We start from the raw sequence: 17,279 nt of genomic DNA on the forward strand, positions 1-17,279 counted from the left end.
TAGTAAAAGTAAAGTTAGTAAAAGTAAAAGAAGGACAAAATGACGGTTGAGTTTCGTCCAGTTAAAATTAACGACATTGACGCAATCGTAGAAGAATACGAGCGCACATGGGGGATTGCGAATGCTGTTGGAGCAGACGCTTCGCGCAATCTTTCTAGGCGATTCGTGCTGCACTATTTGGAGCCTTCTACTTACGGAACTGTTGCAACAATAAACGGCAAGTTTATGGGGTTGCTTCTTGCGCGTGTTTACGGAGATAAGGTGCTGTTTAAGCAAGTTCAGAAGATGCTAGAAGAGCAAGAAGCGAAGATGTCTAGCAAAGGCGATTCTTTGCACGCAAAAGCGTTGGATTCTGCGATTGGCATGGGGCAGATTGAGCGCAAGTTAGAGGCGATGAGCCATATTAACGACTTAACGCAGGCAGAGTTGGAGCTTTTTATTGTTTCTCCAGACGCTCGCGGGCACGGAGTCGGCGGCGGATTGTGGAAGCGCACAATGCAACATTTGCGTAGCCGCGGAGTGAATCGCTACTTTTTGCACACAGATACAGCTTGCGATGTTAGTTTTTACGATTATCACGGGCTTAGGCGAGATGCTACGTGGGCTAAAAAAGATCACGAAAAGTATGCGGATCGCGTAAAAGACCTTGTTGAAGACTTGTACATATACTCGGGCGAGCCGTTTGTAAACCGCACCAGACGCACGCATCAGTCGCGCTGATTAACTCCGCTTTTTGTACCAAATTTGACCAATCGTTCGCGCGGTCTAAGCGCGCTATTCCTCGCGGCTATTAGTAGCCGCTCGGCTGATTTGGCATGTAAAGTCCACTGGACTTTACATTTGAGCCAAATCACGCTTTGAAGGAGCTTGAAATGCGTTATGCAATTTCAAGCTCAGTCAAAGCGCTTTGCAGCGCAGAAGCAATGCTTCTGCCTTGAGCGGCTCAGCGCTCCGAATTGCCCTCGCACGCTACGCTCTAAGTGCTCAGGCAGGTCGTCGCGCGTACAAAATACGGAAGAATGCTTGCGCTATTAACTGCGCTTGCGCGTTACAATAATCCACCCAATTGACGCGATTGGAATCGCAACAAGCGTAGAAATCCACGGAACCATCATTCCGCCGCGCGAACTCCAAGCGTCAATCGCAAATCCCGCAACCATGGATCCAAGCGAGGCGCCAGTCGCGGATGCTGTTGGAAGCCACGATAATCCTTCAGTAAGCGAATGCTCGGGAATTGTGTCTTTAACAATAAGGTTTCCAGTTGCAAAAATCGGCGAAACGCATAATCCACTTAAAAGCTCAAAAATGCTTAGAAGCACAAGTCTATCTATGTTAATGTTCATAAGAATAAAGCCAATGGTAAGCAGGCTTAGAAACACGATTAGATGAGACCAATTAGAGCCGCGGAATTTATGCGAGCCAAAAATAACGGCTCCAACTAAAGACCCGCATGCAAACAGCGCAAGTTGCAAGCCAATCAGTTTGTCTAATCCTTGCGCGCGCATTGCTGCTGTAACAGATACGTCAAAGGCGCTAAAACTCATGTTAAAAACAAGGAACATAACAACAAGCGGTATAATTCCGCGGTATAGAAGCACGTTTTTTGGCTTGTTTTTGCGATTTGTGTTCCTCAGCTGTTTTAGTGAAAGCCTATCTCTAAGATTTTTTGCGATTAGTTTCTTGCCATTTTTCGATGAGTCCTCACTTGCTGTGTAAGGGCCATTTTCCAGCGCGACTCGCACATCTTCATCATTTGCGGGTGCGCTTTCTACTTGCACGATTTTAACAACCGCTGGCTGCGTGTTTTTAAGCGATAAGAACCATGCTCCGCCTAGTCCGCTTGCTAGGACTGGCACAAAAAGCTGAGATACAGGGTGAACGCTAGTGGCAAGCCATGCAGCAAGAATTGGTCCGAATATAAACACAATCTCGTCAATTCCAGATTCCAGCGCGTATGCAACGTTTAGCAAAGTGTCGTCGCTTTGATTTTTAAGCGTGTATGCCCAGCGAGTTCTAACGAGCGCGCCGAACGCAAATTGTGTAACTCCCATTAAAATTGCAAGCGCAAACAGTATTGGCAAAGGTATGTGGAAAAGTGCAGCGGTGGCAAACGACAGCATGCAAACAACTTGCGCACTTAGGGCGATTACGCCCACTTTTCGCTGGCCGAATCTATCAAAAAGCTTTGCGTATAATGGCGTTACAGCTGCTTGCGATAGCACGTATGCTGCGCTCATTGTGCCTGCAATTGTCCAATTGTTGTAAATGTGGTTTAATGCCAGAACAATTCCTAAGCCCATCATCGAAATAGGCAGCCTTGCTATTGCTCCAGATATGCAAAACGCTCGTGTTCCTTCAAAAGAGAACAATCTTACGTAGTTTGACATAGGCGAAGACTTTGGCTGCGCCGATTTCGATGACATATTCACTTCCCTTAAATTTGTACGCGCTTAACATGTTTAACTTGATTAACATGATTGATTTTTGAGTGTCTTTCTAGTCTACATTATGGCGTCAAAGTTTGCCGATGTTGTTTTGTTTCTTCCCGCTTTTGTACGTGTTTTAGGTCAAATGTGGTACAAAGTGCGTTAATTGGTTCCGCTTTTTGTACGTGTTTTAGGTCAAATTTGGTACAAAGTGCGTTAATTGGTTCCGCTTTTTGTACGTGTTTTAGGTCAAATTTGGTACAAAGTGCGGAAAAGCGATTCCGCAGATTAGTCGCGTCTATTGTGATGTGATTGTTTTTACGATTTTTGCGATTGTATATAGCGATTATCTTTTGAAGAAAAGTATTGTAGAATTGTGTTATAGGTTTCAAACAAACTGGGAAGGCAAGAAATGTTTGGTTCACTTATTTGCTCGGCAGCTGGATTCGCTAACACTCAATCGGGTTCTGCAATACTTGGCTCCATGATTTTTGCAATCGTGGTTGTTCTTGTTGGTATTGGAATTAAGATTTGGAAAAAATACGGCAAGCATTAGAGTATTAGAGTGCTAGAGCACTAGATTTAGCTTAATATTTTTGACTTTCATTTTTCGCGGCATTTTTGTTGGCATTTTAAGACAGCCTTGTAAGACAGCCTTGTAAGGCAGCCTTTTAAGACGGTATTTTTGTGATTGCCATTTTTTATTGCACGCGCGAAGTCGCAGTTTTGTAAATCCGTTGAGGCTTAACGCTACAATAGAGCAGATGAGTGATACAACGACGCAATCGACGGATAAGATTCTTGCAGAGATTGTAGACTCTGTAAAAATTCCTCAATCCCCAGATATAAACAATAAAAAGTCAATAAAAACTGTGAAAAAAGAAAATAAAACTACAAATAAAAATACAAAAACTAAAAAAACTAAAGACTCTGAATCGAATAAGGTGAGTAGGGCATCTAAAGGATTTAAGTCTCCTAAAAGCTCTAAAGCCACTTACAATGCGCTTCCGCCAGTTGTAAACGATCAGCGAGAGGGCGCGCTTGTTGCGCCTCCAAAGTATCGCAAGGGGTCAATGCGAATCGTTCCGCTTGGCGGCTTGGGTGAGATTGGCCGAAATATGAACGTTATTGAATATAACGGCCATATTTTGCTTATAGATTGTGGCGTATTGTTCCCAGAAGAAGAGCAGCCAGGCGTGGATCTGATTTTGCCAGACTTCCACTACATTCAAAACAGACTAGATAAAGTAGACGGGCTAGTTTTAACTCACGGCCACGAAGACCACATTGGCGGCGTGCCGTATTTGCTTAAAATGCGCCCAGATATTCCGCTAATCGGCTCTAAGCTCACTCTTGCGTTTGTTGAAGCAAAGTGCGAAGAACACAAGATTAAGCCAAAAACAATTCAAGTAGAAGGCCGCTCAAAGCTAAAAGTTGGCCCATACAATTTGGAGTTTATTAGCGTAACGCACTCGATTCCAGACGCTCTTGCTGTATGCGTAAAAACTCCTGCTGGAACGATTATAGATACGGGAGATATTAAGCTAGATCAGCTTCCATTAGACCATAGAATCACCGATTTGGTTGAATTTGGAAAGCTTGGCGAGCAAGGAATTGACCTATTGATGGCAGACTCCACAAACGCCGAGGTTCCAGGCTTTGTTAAGCCAGAAACTTCGATTGGCCCAGCCTTGGATCAAGCGTTTGCTAACGCATCGCGCAAGATAATCGTAGCAAGCTTCTCTAGCCATGTTCACCGCGTTCAGCAAGTGGTAGATGCTGCGCACAAGTATGGCAGAAAAGTGGTGTTTGTTGGGCGATCAATGGTTAGGAATATGTCGATTGCGGCCGATCTTGGCTACTTGCATATTCCAGAAAATACTGTTGTAGATCTAAAGCAAGCAAAAGATATTCAAGACGACAAGCTTGTTTATATGTGTACAGGGTCTCAAGGCGAGCCAATGGCAGCACTTGGGCGAATTGCAGACGGAATACACAAAGATATTACAGTTAACGAGTTTGATACCGTTATTCTTGCAAGCTCTCTAATTCCAGGAAACGAGCACGAAGTTTATAAGGTTATTAACAAGCTTGTGCAAATGGGCGCTCGCGTAATCAACAAAGACAATGCTGCGATTCACGTTTCTGGTCATTGCAATGAGGGCGAGTTGCTCTATTTGTACAACATTGTTAAGCCAAAGTGCGCTATGCCAATCCACGGCGAACACAGGCATCTTGTTGCAAACGGTTTGATTGCTGTTAAAACGGGCGTGGACCCTAAGAATGTTGTTTTGGCAGAAGATGGCGATGTTGTGGACTTGTACCACGGAAATGCCGCTGTTGTTGGCTCTGTTCCATGCGGATATGTGTATGTTGACGGCGATTCCGTTGGTGAGCTTACCGACGAAGAACTGGAAAAGCGCAGAATCCTTGGCACAGAAGGCTTTGTGTCTAGTTTTGTAGTTGTAAATACAGATAGCGCAGACGTTGTAGCAGGTCCAAAGATTTACTTGAATGCTGTTGCAGAAGACGAATCTGATTTTGAAAAGGTTCGATCTCAGATTGTTTTCCAGCTTCAAGATGCCATGATGCACGGCGAGAAAGACACGCACAAGCTTCAGCAGATTATGCGCAGAACGCTTGGAAGTTGGATTGCGCGCGCGTTGCGTAGAAAGCCAATGATTGTGCCTGTTGTTGCGGATCTTGCGCAAAAGGATTAGTCAAGTGATTAGTCTGCGATTAATCAAAACTAATCAAGAATCAGAAAAATAGTCAAAAATATAAGAAAAAATATAAGAAAAAATAAAGGAAGATATAAGGAAGTTAATATGCCAGGAGCAAATCTGACTCGCGTAGAAGCTGCGGAACGTTTTAGCGCTATCCAAATGCCAATTCACTACACTGTTGCACTTGATTTAGGCAAGGGTGGCCGCGATTTTAAGTCGCACACAAAAATTGAGTTTGGTGCAAAAGTTGGTGGAACAAGCTTCCTCGATTTGATTGCAAACAGCGTTGAATCCGTTGTGCTTAATGGCGAATCTCTTGACGTTTCTAAGGTTTTTGCAGATAGTCGCATCGAGCTTGCAAATTTGGCCGAGCACAACACAGTAGAAGTCGTAGCAAATTGCCAATATTCCAACACGGGCGAGGGCTTGCACAGAAGCGTGGATCCTTCCGACGGCAACGTTTACCTTTACACGCAATTTGAGGTTCCAGACGCTCGCCGAGTTTATGCAGTGTTTGACCAGCCAGATTTGAAGGCTGTTTTTGACTTTAGTGTAGATGCTCCAGAAAGTTGGATTGTGACTTCCAACATGCCAGTTAAAAGCGAAACTGCGATTGAAGTCCGTAAGACGGAAGATGGCACTTTGGAAAATGGCGTTGTAGAAGGCATGAAGCGTTGGGTGTTTGAGTCAACTCCAAAAATGAGCTCCTATTTAACTGCGATTTGCGCAGGCCCTTACGCCGAATGGCATACGTCTTACAACAATGAGGACGGCCGCGTAGTTCCAATGGCAATGTACTGCCGTCAAGCACTTAAAGACGCGTTTGCAAAAGATGTTGACTACTTGTTTGACATTACAAAGAAGGGCTTTGCTTTCTACGCTAAGACTTGGGGAGTGCCATATCCGTACGCAAAGTACGATCAGATTTACGTGCCAGAATACAACGCTGGCGCTATGGAAAACATTGGTATGGTTACCATTCGCGACCAATACGTGTTTGAATCCAAAGTTACAGACGCTTACGCTGAGCGCCGCGTTGTAACAGTTTTGCACGAGCTTGCACACATGTGGTTCGGCGACTACGTAACTATGAAGTGGTGGAACGATCTTTGGCTCAACGAGTCTTTTGCTGAGTTTACGTCTACGCTTGCAACGGCTGAAGCAACCGAATGGCACGACGCTTGGAGCACGTTTAATTCTGGCGAAAAGAGTTGGGCGCTTAATCAAGATCAGCTTCCAACAACGCATCCAATCGTGGCTCCAATCAACGATTTGAACGACACTTCCGTCAACTTCGACGGCATTACTTACGCAAAGGGCGCTTCTGTTTTGAAGCAACTTGTAGCGTATGTTGGCCGCGAAAAGTTCTTTGAAGGAATTCACAACTACTTAAGCAAGCACGCTTATAGCAACGCAACTTTGGCTGATTTGTTGCACGAGTTGGAGCTTACAAGCGGACGCGATCTTAAGTCTTGGAGCGCGCAATGGCTTGAAAAGGCTGGAATTAACACGATTTCTACAGAAGTCGAAGAAGCTAGCGACGGCACTATTGCTTCTTTGCGTTTGCGTCAGAGCGCCCCAGTTGAGCATCCTGTTCTTCGCGCACACCGCTTGGCTGTTGGATTCTACAATGTGGACGAAGCAAGTGGCGAAATTGTGCGCACAAAGCGAATCGAACTAGATGTTGATGGCGAAGTGACGGAAGTGGCGGAAGCGCGCGGATTGCAAAGGCCAGCGCTTATTCTTGTAAACGACGACGACTTGACTTACACAAAGCTACGCTTTGACGAAAAGTCGCTTGAATTTGCTGCAGAAAATCTCTACCGCTTTAAGGATTCTTTGACGCGCTCGCTTATTTGGCTCGCATTGTGGGATATGACTCGCGACGCAGAATTCCCAGCAGAGCGCTTTGTGGAACTTAGCCTTAAGGCCTTGGCAACAGAGCACGAATCAACTACTTTCCGCTATGCTCTTGGTCAAGTAAAGGTAACTGCAAGCCACTATGTTGTGCCTGAGCGCCAAGCGCAAGTTGCAAAGCATGTTGCTCACGAACTCTGGCAGTTGGCTTTGGCGGCTAACGCAGGATCGGACGAGCAATTCCAGTTGCTAAAGGCTTATCTTGGATACGGCGAAGTTGGAGATAGTGAGTTTGTGCAAATCGCTAATGGATTGCTTGACGGTTCTGTGCGCTTAGAAGGCTTGGAAATCGACAACGACTTGCGCTGGAGCATTCTTATTGCGCTCGCAGGCGTAAATGCTTTGGACGAAGCTGGAATTGATGCGGAACTCGCTAAGCGCGATACTACCGAGAATCGTGAATACGCATACCAGGCTCGTGCGGCTCGCTCAACTGCAGAAGCTAAGGATTGGGCTTTTGAACAGGCTTTGCGCAATCTTGATTTGACTAATATGCAAATGGGTGCTGTTGTTGCTGGATTTGCAAGCACTGCTAAAGGTGATTTGGTTAAGTCTTATGTTGAACGCTACTTTGCGGAAGTTGAGTGGATTTGGAAGAATCGCACATTCCACATGGCGGAAACTTTGATTGAAGGCTTGTATCCAAATTATGCGGATGTAGACGAGTTGGTTGAGCGCGGGCAAAGCTGGCTTGATGAGTATAAGGATGCCGACCTTGCTTTGCGTCGTATGGTGCTCGGCAAGCTTGATTCTTCTCGCCGTACGCTTAAAGTGCAGCATTACAACGCTTCGCTCTAGTTTTTTGCAATCAAATAGCAATTTTCAATGTACATTCCTAATAAGAAAATAGGGAAATGTAGATTGAATCTAAGTTGATTAAGATTAAGTTGATTAAGATTAAAATCAAGGAGTCGCAAGATGGCAGAAGATATGCATCAATCAACGCCAACAATACATGGCGAGCAACTAAACGCGGATGGTACGCAAAAAGCACAAGACCGCGTAAACAATCGATCTTTGCGACCAAACAGCGATTCCTTTAAAGAGTTTATGACTAGCGGCTGGGATAACCAGGAGCCTCAAATCGAACCGCTTGAATCGTCGAAATACACACCAGCGCGTCTAGAAGCGCTTGGCAAGCGATTCCCAGGCGAGCGCCTTGTTATTCCAGCAGGCCAGCCAAAAGTGCGCAATAACGATTGTGACTACGCTTTTAGGCCAGACACAACTTTCGCATATTACACTGGCTTGGGTCAGGATTACGAGGCAGGCGCTGTGCTTGTGCTTGAGCCAGTGCAAGCAGGAAGCGATGAGGAAGCGGCTGGCAAAACTCACATTCCACAGCTTTTTGTGGCACCTCGCGCAGACAATAGCACTGCAGCATTCTACAAAGATCCGCATTACGGCGAATACTGGGTTGGCCCTCGCGCAGGACTTAAAGAGCTTAAGGCTATGACTGGCATTGAAACGCGCGATATTGCCGAGCTTGACGACGCGATTGCAAAAAACGTTAGCGACGATAATAGCGCTGCCGAAAGCGTGCGCGTGCGAATTGTGCGCGAGTCGGATGCTGATCTAACTGCGCGCGTAGATGCTTTAAGAGAAGCGAGTGGATTTAGCGACGAAGATGCAAATATTGCTGCAGACGATAAGTTGCACGAAGTGGCTGCCGAAGCGCGAATGCTTAAAGATGCCTACGAGATTGGCGAAATGCGCAAAGCTGTTGCTGCTACAAAGTTAGGCTTTGACCGCATGCTTACGCGTTTGCCTCAAGCTTTGGGCAAGGATCATTCTGAGCGAATGATTGAAGGCGCTTTTAACTCCGTTGCTCGAGAAGTTGGAAACGAAGTTGGCTACGATACGATTGTTGCTTCTGGCAAGCACGCTCCAATTTTGCACTGGATGCGCAACACGGGCGTGGTTTCTAGCGGAGAACTTTTGCTTATTGACGCAGGCGTGGAAGTCAACAGCCTTTACACAGCAGATATTACGCGAACTTTCCCAACCAATGGCAAGTTTACGGATTTGCAAAAGAAGCTTTACCAGTGCGTTCTCGACGCTCAGCAAGCTGGTTTTGAGGCTGCTAAGCCAGGTGCTACTTACAGCGATATTCACCACGCTTGCATGCGCGTGCTTGCAGAGCATTTGCACGAGTGGGGCATTCTAAAGGTTAGCGTTGAGGAATCGCTTTCTCCGCAAGGTCAGCAGCATCGTCGCTGGCATGCGTGTGGTGTTGCTCACCACTTGGGTCTAGATGTTCACGATTGCGCTCAAGCTCGCTACGAGGCTTATCAGGGTGCGAAGATTACTCCAGGAATGATTTTCACGATTGAGCCTGGCTTGTACTTTGCTGCCAATGATCTTATGCTTCCGCCAGAAATGCGCGGAATCGGAATCCGTATTGAGGATGATGTTTTGATGACGGAGAATGGTCCTGAATGGCTTTCTATCGATATTCCTAAGCAAATCGAAGATGTTGAAGCTTGGATGGCTCAGCGCGCTGCTAAATAGTGTGCTGCTATCTAAACGGATTATCTAGGATTATCTAGGATTATCTAGGATTATCTAGGATTATCTAGAATCATCTAAGACTATCTAAATTAATTATCTAATCTTTACGCAATAATGTTGTTATAGCACTTAGTTGTTATAACAACATTACTTTATTGCGGCTTATGTGGCTTGTGTGCTGCATATGCTTTATATGTTTCATGCGTTTTATACATTTATGTGTTTTATGCATTTATGTGACTTGTTGCAATAAAGATGTTGATTAACGAGTCGCAGCCAAAATCATCGATACTCTCGAAAGGAATACAATGACTAAGCCAATCGTTCTTTCACTTGGAGAACTACTGTGGGATTTGCTTCCCCAAGGAAAACGAGTTGGAGGTGCTCCAGCGAATTTTGCGTATCACGCGCAATGTAATGGTGCAGAAAGCTACGTTATTAGTGCTGTTGGAGAAGATTCTCTTGGTAATGAACTTGTTGAAGAAGTTGAAAAAGCAGGAATTAAGCACGTTATTCAGCGCAATGCTTGGCCAACTAGTACGGTAGATGTTTCGCTTAGAAATGGCATTCCAGAGTACACGATTGTGCGAAACATTGCGTGGGATCATATTGTTTATACGCGCGAACTTGTGGATCTTGTTAGCAAAGCAGACGCGATTTGCTTTGGAACTCTTAGCTTAAGATCGCAAGAAACACACGATACTGTTTTGGAGCTTTTAAAGCATGCAAAGCCAAACGCCATGAAGTTCTTCGACATAAACATTCGTAGCGATCATTATTCAAAGGATTTGATTGACGCTCTTCTTAAAGAGGCAACTGTTTTTAAGCTTAACGATTCCGAGCTGCTTCTTCTTAGAGATATGTTCAATATTCGCGAAACTTCCGACAATGAGGCTTGCAAATGGTTCCAAGCTCGCTATGGTTTGGATTACGTGATTTTGACTGGCGGATCTACTTTTAGCGCAATCTTTACTAAGAATGGCGAAAGCTCTACCTACCCAACTCCTCATGTGGAAGTTAACGACACGGTTGGCGCTGGAGACTCATTCTCTGGCACGTTTACTGCAAGGATTTTAGCTGGCGATTCGCTTAAAGACGCGCATCGTGCTGCAATCAACACTGCTGCGTACGTTTGCACTCAAGCAGGAGCGTGGCCAGAGTACCCGAGCGAAATCCCAGACTATCTTTCTAAAGCAGGACTGTAGGCTGCAAAGAATATAAACAAAAGCTTCAACTTGTAAGATGAATTAGGTAATTCCTAGAATCAAACGAGTTGAAGCTTTTTTATACGCCATTAAGGCGATTATTAGTGGGGCCTCAGGGGCTTGAACCCTGGACCGACGGATTATGAGTCCGTTGCTCTAACCGACTGAGCTAAAGCCCCACGCTAACAAAGTTAGCAACGACTAGATTAGCACACACCCATAAACGTTTAACACGCTGTTTAACACACTACGATTAACGTGTTGTTTAGCACGCAAAGCGCATGAGTGCGCGCAAGACAAGTCGCAAGCAGCTTTAGAGTAAATAGTTATGCTACTACTTCTTGGTCTCTTCCAGAAGCAAAATTGCTCAAAGCTCCAGTCTTACGAACTGCAACGAACAGAAGCCAAGGAACAATGCCTGCAATCACAAAGCCGCTTATAAGCTCGCAAATCATGTGAATTGTAAGATAGTTTGCGCTCTTTCCTTGGTAGACCACAAACATTAAGTAAATACCATATTCTAGCGCAGTGAGAGTGCCAGAAATTACGCTTAAAGTAAGATTGTATTTTTTGTAGCGAGCGATAGCAAAAGGAAGCTCGCTAAACACGGCTTGCAATGCGGCAGAAGCTAAAACCATAAACGCAGAGAATTGCTGTCCAAGAATATTCTCAAACACGGCGCCAACAACGTTTACGTAAATTGCAGCACCAGGCTTGCGGATTAAAAGTAGTGCAAGTGGGCCAGAAAGGTACCAAACGCCGTGCAAAATGCTGCCAAATCCAGGCAAAATAGTGCGCAAAATAGGGGAGATTTGGGAGAAGAACACAATGGTAAAGCCCCAGTAGATTATGCCAAACAAGGCGGCTAGAGCGGCGCCGAGCGATATATCTGCAACGCGCCATTTAAGACTTGCGATTGTTGTTGGTGCAGGATTTGCGTTTGCACGAGCCTTATCGGTTATTGGAGTTTTGGATTGTGCGGAGTATTGTGCGTTTTCTTCGCTTTGATTGTTTGCGGATTCGTTGTTTAGAATATCACTCATTAGTGTTCCTAACTATTGATTGCTGCGCATTGTAATTTCTTTGAGCGTTTCTCGACCTACGCAGCCTGGGCAGAAACGCCAACGTGTACTTTACCATTTAATCGCCACTAACACGCCTTTATGCGCTAGTTTTGTGCGATTTGTAACGTTTTTGATTATTGCAGAAATCTATAACGCGCTATAAAACCGATTATTCAACGCGAACGCTATTTCCGCGTTTTGTACCACGACACGCCGTAAATCAGGTACAAAAACACTACAGTTATTAATCTAGATAGTTGGAAAAATGAGCGAAACGTAAATCCGAAAACGTAAATCCGAAAACGTAAATCAAAAATAGGGGAGCACAAAATGTCGATGGAACATCCAAATCGCACCAATGAGCGAATTGTTGACGTTGAGCGAGATATTATGAGCCGCGCTCCAGAGCATAACAAGACAAATCTTGATTTAGATAGAATGCGCTTAATCCTCGATATTTTGGGGCATCCAGAGCAATCGATGCACGTGATTCACATTACTGGCACAAATGGCAAAGGCTCCACGGCGCGCATGGCGGAGGCGATCTGCCGCGCGTACGGTTTGCGCACGGGTCTTTACACTTCGCCGCATTTGCAACGCGTAAATGAGCGAATTATGATTGACGGTCAAGAAATTAGCGATGACCAGTTTGTTGACGTGTTTGATCAAATGAAAGACATTATAAACATGGTTGACGCTCGCATGGATGCTGATGGCAAGCCGCGCATGAGCTTTTTTGAAGTGCTTACAGCTATGGCGATTTGGGCTTTTGCTGACGCTCCTGTAGATGTTGCTGTGATGGAAGTTGGCATGGGCGGCGAATGGGACGCCACTAATGTTATGAACGCGGATGCTGCGATTATTGGCCCTGTAGACATGGACCACATGCAATGGCTTGGAAACACGGTTGAAGAGATTGCGCGCACAAAGGCTGGGATTATTAAGCCAAATTGCACTGTGATTTTGGGGCCGCAGCCACACGAATCGCAAGTTTTGCCGATTATTCAAGAGGTGGCAAATCGCAATAATGCCAAGCTTTTACGCGACTTTAGTGACGGAAGCGGCGAGTTGGAGGTTGTTTCGCGCACTCCAGCTGTTGGTGGTCAAGTTGCCACTTTGCGAACTCCAAATGGCACTTATGAAGATGTTCCAATAGATAAGTTTGGTGTGCATCAGTCGCATAATGCTTTGGCGGCGCTTGCTGCTGCGGAGGTTGTTCTGCCTGTAAATGGCGCTTTAGACGGCGATTTGGTTGCCGAGGCTTTGAGTCAAGTTAAGGTTCCTGGCCGAATTGAGCAAGTTCGCACTTCTCCAACGATTATTATTGACGGCGGCCACAATGTTAATGCTGCTGAGTCTCTTCGTAAAACAATCGAAGAAAACTATAATTTTGAGCAGCTTATTGGCGTTGTGGCAATGATGGCAGATAAGCAAGTTGAAGAATATTTAGGTGTTCTTGAGCCGATTTTAACTAAGATTATTGTTACGCGTAACTCTTGGCGCGACCGCGTGATGGACCCTAAAGACCTAGAGAAGATTGCGATTGGCGTGTTTGGTAAAGATCGCGTGATTCGCGTTGACGATCTTCCAGACGCTATTCAAACGGCAGTGAATCTTGTTGACGAAGACGATGAGCTTGGAGTGGGGTATGGGCACGGAGTGCTGATTTGCGGCAGCTTTGTTACAGCAGGAGATGCGCGCACTATGTTGATTGAGCGCGTTAATCCAGACTTAAAGAAGCCAAAAGATCAACGCGCTAACATTCATCCGAATCTTGCGGAATGACTTTAGCTACGGATTGACTTGAGCTAAAGAGTTGCTAGCTAAAGAGGCGTTTAGCTAAACTAGCTAAATAGGCGCTTAATAACAAGCGAATCGCTTTCGTAAGGAACGTGCTTGTTGTTGTGCTTAATCCAGCGCTCGTCGCCCTTTCCAATAATGAGGATTACGCTTAATAAGTCGTTATCTTCATAGCGTTTGCTGTGCTCGCCGCGCTCTCTAGCTTCGTTTACGCTGTGCTCAATCGCTTGCGTTCTATCGATTATTATTTGCGACTTAACGCTTGGGATTGTTATGCAAGATTGCATATCGTTGCAAATATCCATTGGATCTTCGGTGTTTGTGTCTTCGATTGTAAACACAAACTCGTCGATTCGATTTTGCGCAGCTTGAACAATCTCTTTGCGTCTGTCGTAAGCTTTGTTTCCAGCAGACCCCGTAACAAGAGTAGTGTATAAACTCTGGCTTGCGTATCTTTCTTCAACAAAGTCCAGTAGCGCCTTTACAGAAACGTAATTATGCGCGTAGTCAACGATTGCAATCGTGTTGGATTTTGGATCCTCAAAAATCTCCATGCGCCCTGGAATTTCAACGTTTTCAATCGCGTGCAAAGCTTCAACATTGTTGATTAAATCTGGTTGCGCGTTTTGTGCAATTGCAATCGCAGCCAATGCGTTCTCGTAGTTAAAGTCGCCAGCAATCTTTAGATTGAATTTGTCTATAGCGCTGTAATTAGGCATGTCTTGATTTACGTACTCGCTAGCTTCGCCTTCCAAAATCGCAATACAATGCTCTTGCGAACTTGGTAATTCTTGCGATTCTTTCAACCCTTGCGGCTCTGGTATCGCTACATACCTTGGCAAAACAAGCTCTGGGTATTTTTCGCTGTTTTCGTAAGGATGAATATCGGAATAATCGCTGCATTCTGGGCAATTGCAAGTATTTCCGTCTAGTTCTTCTTTGTGTATTCTGGAAAAAGTCGTGACTTTTACGCCATTTTTTTGTGCGTCTTGAAGAAGCAAATCCGCATGCGCGCAATCCGCATTAAGCACAAGTGCATCCGTATTTTTTACGATTTGACGCTTGCAATACAAATAATCTTCAAAAGTCGGGTGTTCGATTGGGCTTATGTGATCTGGGCTAATGTTCAAAAATGCCGCAACATTAAAGTGCAATCCATACACGCGGTTGACTTTGTACGCTTGCGACGAAACCTCCATAACAAGGTATTTCATGCCATTTTCTACAGCCTGGCTCATCATTCTAAACGCGTCTAGGCTTTCTGGCGTAGTCAAGTCCGACTCAACATATGTTTTACCGTCTAAACAATTGTCTACCGAAGAGAATAGCGCGGCTTTGCCATTAGAATGTGCGTTCAAAATAGCATGAGTAAAGTATGCTGTGGTTGTTTTGCCTTTTGTTCCCGTAATGCCAATAGTCGTAAGCTTTTCTTGCGGATTGTTAAAGAACGCAGCCGAAAGTACGCTCATAGCTTTACGAACGTCTGTTACAATCAACCCAACCGCATTTGTGTAATCCGCGTAGCAATCCTGCGCAACGTATGCGTTTAAGCCGTTTTTATCTGCGTCTTTAAGGTATTCTGGCTTAAAATTGCCTTTAATAAAAAGCAATGTGTTTGGCTTAATATCGCGCGAATCGTACGTTATATGGCTGTACGGCTTTGAGTGTGCACTAAAATCGCTAGCATCGATTGACCAAGTTTGGTCGTTTTCGTGCGTTAAATCGTCATGTTTTTGCGCACTTTTATTTTGTATTATTTCTCGCAAAAGATTTTGCTTCAACAAAATATTGCATGCTTCGTCTAGAGATAATTTTTGTAAAGACATTTCGCTTTTCCGTGTTGTTTTTGTTATTTGCGTTTTATTTTAGCTGATTTTATTTTAGTTGTGCTTATTTGATGTGCGGCTGCTTGCGATTTTTCCGCGCGCAAATTGCACAAGAATTGCCATTAATCACAGCCAGTTTCCTTCGCTAGCTGGTCTTCCTTTAGACTTAAGCCAGCTATCAAAGTTTAATTTCCACTTTGCGTAAGCGTCTCGCTGCCAAGTCATAATCTCGCATAACTTAAGATTTGCAACGTTTTCGTGCAACTCACTTATAGGCTCAATCAAATCAACTGCAGCAACTGTATCTGCTGTAGCATCGTGAAAATTGCCAATTGGCTCCACGCCGTAAAACTGCGTTGTGTATGTAAGTGTGCGTTTGCCAGTGCGCTTAGAAATGGCTCTATCTATAACAAGCGGGTCTACAATAAGCATCTCGCCGCCATTAATTGTGCTTTTTGGGCGATTTTGCAAAGAGTCAAGACTCCATCTTTGCAAATCATGGTTTAGCATTTTAACGTCAAAAGGCGCATTGTATGCAAGAAGTGGAATGTTCTTGCTTTGTGCAAGGCTAATGGCTCTTCCAAGCAATTCGATTTCTTGAGTTGGATCGCCTCCATTTTCTTGCAAAAACTCGTTTGTAAAGCCGTTTACTTCGCTTGCTTTAGGGTTGATTGGCTTATGCGGGTTTACAAGCCACGTTGCAATAACGTCATTGTTACGCCCACGCGCTGGGTCTCTAAAAACGAGCGTTGCAGAGCATATTGAATCACTGCCAATAATTGCGCCCGTTGTTTCTGTGTCGAAGCCAAGCAGTATTGATTTGCACAATGTTGTGTTTTTATCTTGCTGCGGTGCTTTTTCTAGTGCTTCTAGCAACTCATCTATGTTCTTTGCCATGCAATAATCCTAGAATGCAGCGAAGACCCTTGCGTACGTTTTTGAGTCGTTTGGTAGTTTGGTTATTTGACGATTTGATTAAAAATCACGTAAACAAAAACCCACGGTAATAAATCCGTGGGTTTTTAGTTACAAATTTATACGCAAATCAAACGTATTAAGCATTTGCATTAAGCATTTGGCCTTTTGCCGTGATTTGCTGCCTTTTTGCGGCGAGCCTTGCGCTTGCGTCCACGCATACCCATAATAAACTCCTAACGATTAAAATGAACAACCTTACGGATTATCGCACGTTGCCACGACGTTTGCTAGCTTTAAGCTAGAATATTTGCCACAGTTGCGTTAAGCAAGCTAACCAAATCGTTTGGATTTAGAACAACGTCTAGTCCGCGTTTTCCTCCAGAAACAAGAATCTCGTCAAAGTGCATAACGCTAGCATCCAGAACGGTTTCGTGATGGGTGCGCTGACCAAATGGGCTGATTCCTCCAACAACATAGCCACTTTCTCGTTGTGCTACGTCTGGGCTTGTCATGCTGGCTTTTTTGGCATTTACTGCGCTCGCAATCGCCTTCATGCTTAATCGAGCGTTTACTGGCACAATGCCGACTACGCGCTTTTCGCCTGTGTCTACCATAAGCGTTTTGCAAACTTGCTCTGCGTTTACGCCTAATTTTTGCGCTGCTTCCATGCCGTAGCCGTCATCCATGTGATCTGCATCGTGCTCGTAGTCAACAACGCGGAATCTGATTCCAGCATTTTCTAGCTGTGCGATTGCTGGCGTTGCTTTGCCTGTTGCAGCATGTTTTTTGCCCATTTTACCCCCCGTGTGCAATGCGTTGCGAAAACCCCCTGCGATGAGTCACCGCAAGGGGTTTGTAGCTTTATGTAGCTTTATTTGTTTCGCTA

13 protein-coding genes and 1 tRNA gene are annotated in these 17,279 nt (G+C 44.8%); 7 read left to right on the forward strand and 7 right to left on the reverse strand.

The window, feature by feature from the left end; genetic code table 11:
* Window positions 1-39 precede the first annotated feature (39 nt).
* The gene (locus HXT23_RS00765) at window positions 40-720 is read left to right on the forward strand and encodes a GNAT family N-acetyltransferase (RefSeq protein WP_004132743.1); all 681 of its coding nucleotides are present in this window, start codon (window positions 40-42) and stop codon (window positions 718-720) included.
* A 311-nt stretch (window positions 721-1,031) separates the two neighbouring features.
* Here the strand turns inward: HXT23_RS00765 and HXT23_RS00770 are convergent, their stop codons facing one another.
* Window positions 1,032-2,423 carry an MFS transporter gene (locus HXT23_RS00770; protein WP_119529382.1) on the reverse strand — a complete coding sequence of 464 codons (1,392 nt, stop codon included), beginning with the start codon at window positions 2,421-2,423 and terminating at the stop codon, window positions 1,032-1,034.
* A gap of 415 nt (window positions 2,424-2,838) precedes the next feature.
* Between HXT23_RS00770 and HXT23_RS00775 the strand changes: the two genes are divergently transcribed.
* From HXT23_RS00775 to HXT23_RS00795, 5 genes are all read left to right on the forward strand, one after another.
* Complete coding sequence (locus tag HXT23_RS00775) at window positions 2,839-2,982, forward strand: hypothetical protein (RefSeq protein WP_020973320.1); 144 nt, start codon at window positions 2,839-2,841, stop codon at window positions 2,980-2,982.
* Window positions 2,983-3,190: 208 nt separating this feature from the next.
* Window positions 3,191-5,146, forward strand: coding sequence for a ribonuclease J (locus HXT23_RS00780; protein ID WP_016636387.1), 1,956 nt, complete (start codon window positions 3,191-3,193; stop codon window positions 5,144-5,146).
* A 108-nt stretch (window positions 5,147-5,254) separates the two neighbouring features.
* A complete protein-coding gene (gene pepN, locus HXT23_RS00785; protein WP_422112915.1) occupies window positions 5,255-7,867 on the forward strand; it encodes an aminopeptidase N in 2,613 nt (870 codons plus the stop codon).
* A gap of 132 nt (window positions 7,868-7,999) precedes the next feature.
* Window positions 8,000-9,580 carry an aminopeptidase P family protein gene (locus HXT23_RS00790; RefSeq protein WP_422113063.1) on the forward strand — a complete coding sequence of 527 codons (1,581 nt, stop codon included), beginning with the start codon at window positions 8,000-8,002 and terminating at the stop codon, window positions 9,578-9,580.
* A gap of 308 nt (window positions 9,581-9,888) precedes the next feature.
* Window positions 9,889-10,785: a carbohydrate kinase family protein gene (locus tag HXT23_RS00795; protein WP_004132728.1), complete on the forward strand. Its 897-nt coding sequence runs from the start codon at window positions 9,889-9,891 to the stop codon at window positions 10,783-10,785.
* Window positions 10,786-10,890: 105 nt separating this feature from the next.
* On the opposite strand, the gene HXT23_RS00800 is transcribed toward HXT23_RS00795, so the two are convergent.
* Together HXT23_RS00800 and HXT23_RS00805 are read right to left on the reverse strand one after the other, a co-directional pair.
* Window positions 10,891-10,964 (reverse strand) — tRNA-Ile (locus tag HXT23_RS00800).
* A gap of 147 nt (window positions 10,965-11,111) precedes the next feature.
* Complete coding sequence (locus HXT23_RS00805) at window positions 11,112-11,828, reverse strand: ECF transporter S component (RefSeq protein ID WP_422112916.1); 717 nt, start codon at window positions 11,826-11,828, stop codon at window positions 11,112-11,114.
* A gap of 351 nt (window positions 11,829-12,179) precedes the next feature.
* Here HXT23_RS00805 and HXT23_RS00810 point away from each other — a divergent pair, with 351 nt between their 5' ends.
* The gene (locus tag HXT23_RS00810) at window positions 12,180-13,634 is read left to right on the forward strand and encodes a bifunctional folylpolyglutamate synthase/dihydrofolate synthase (RefSeq protein WP_032815748.1); all 1,455 of its coding nucleotides are present in this window, start codon (window positions 12,180-12,182) and stop codon (window positions 13,632-13,634) included.
* Window positions 13,635-13,693: 59 nt separating this feature from the next.
* Here the strand turns inward: HXT23_RS00810 and HXT23_RS00815 are convergent, their stop codons facing one another.
* The 4 genes from HXT23_RS00815 to ybaK all read right to left on the reverse strand — a co-directional run bounded on the left by HXT23_RS00815 (window position 13,694) and on the right by ybaK (window position 17,187).
* Entirely contained in the window at window positions 13,694-15,475 is a 1,782-nt protein-coding gene (locus HXT23_RS00815) for a UDP-N-acetylmuramoyl-L-alanyl-D-glutamate--2,6-diaminopimelate ligase (protein ID WP_422112917.1), read from the reverse strand.
* Between the two features lie 126 nt (window positions 15,476-15,601).
* A complete protein-coding gene (locus HXT23_RS00820; protein WP_102704926.1) occupies window positions 15,602-16,372 on the reverse strand; it encodes an exonuclease domain-containing protein in 771 nt (256 codons plus the stop codon).
* Window positions 16,373-16,542: 170 nt separating this feature from the next.
* Window positions 16,543-16,617 (reverse strand): 50S ribosomal protein bL37, encoded by a 75-nt coding sequence (locus tag HXT23_RS00825; RefSeq protein ID WP_369803150.1) that lies wholly within the window; start codon window positions 16,615-16,617, stop codon window positions 16,543-16,545.
* A gap of 69 nt (window positions 16,618-16,686) precedes the next feature.
* The gene (gene ybaK / locus HXT23_RS00830) at window positions 16,687-17,187 is read right to left on the reverse strand and encodes a Cys-tRNA(Pro) deacylase (protein ID WP_102704927.1); all 501 of its coding nucleotides are present in this window, start codon (window positions 17,185-17,187) and stop codon (window positions 16,687-16,689) included.
* Window positions 17,188-17,279 lie beyond the last annotated feature (92 nt).

The sequence above is a fragment of the Gardnerella sp. DNF00257 genome, assembly GCF_049262745.1.
Taxonomy (GTDB): Bacteria; Actinomycetota; Actinomycetes; order Actinomycetales; family Bifidobacteriaceae; genus Bifidobacterium; species Bifidobacterium piotii.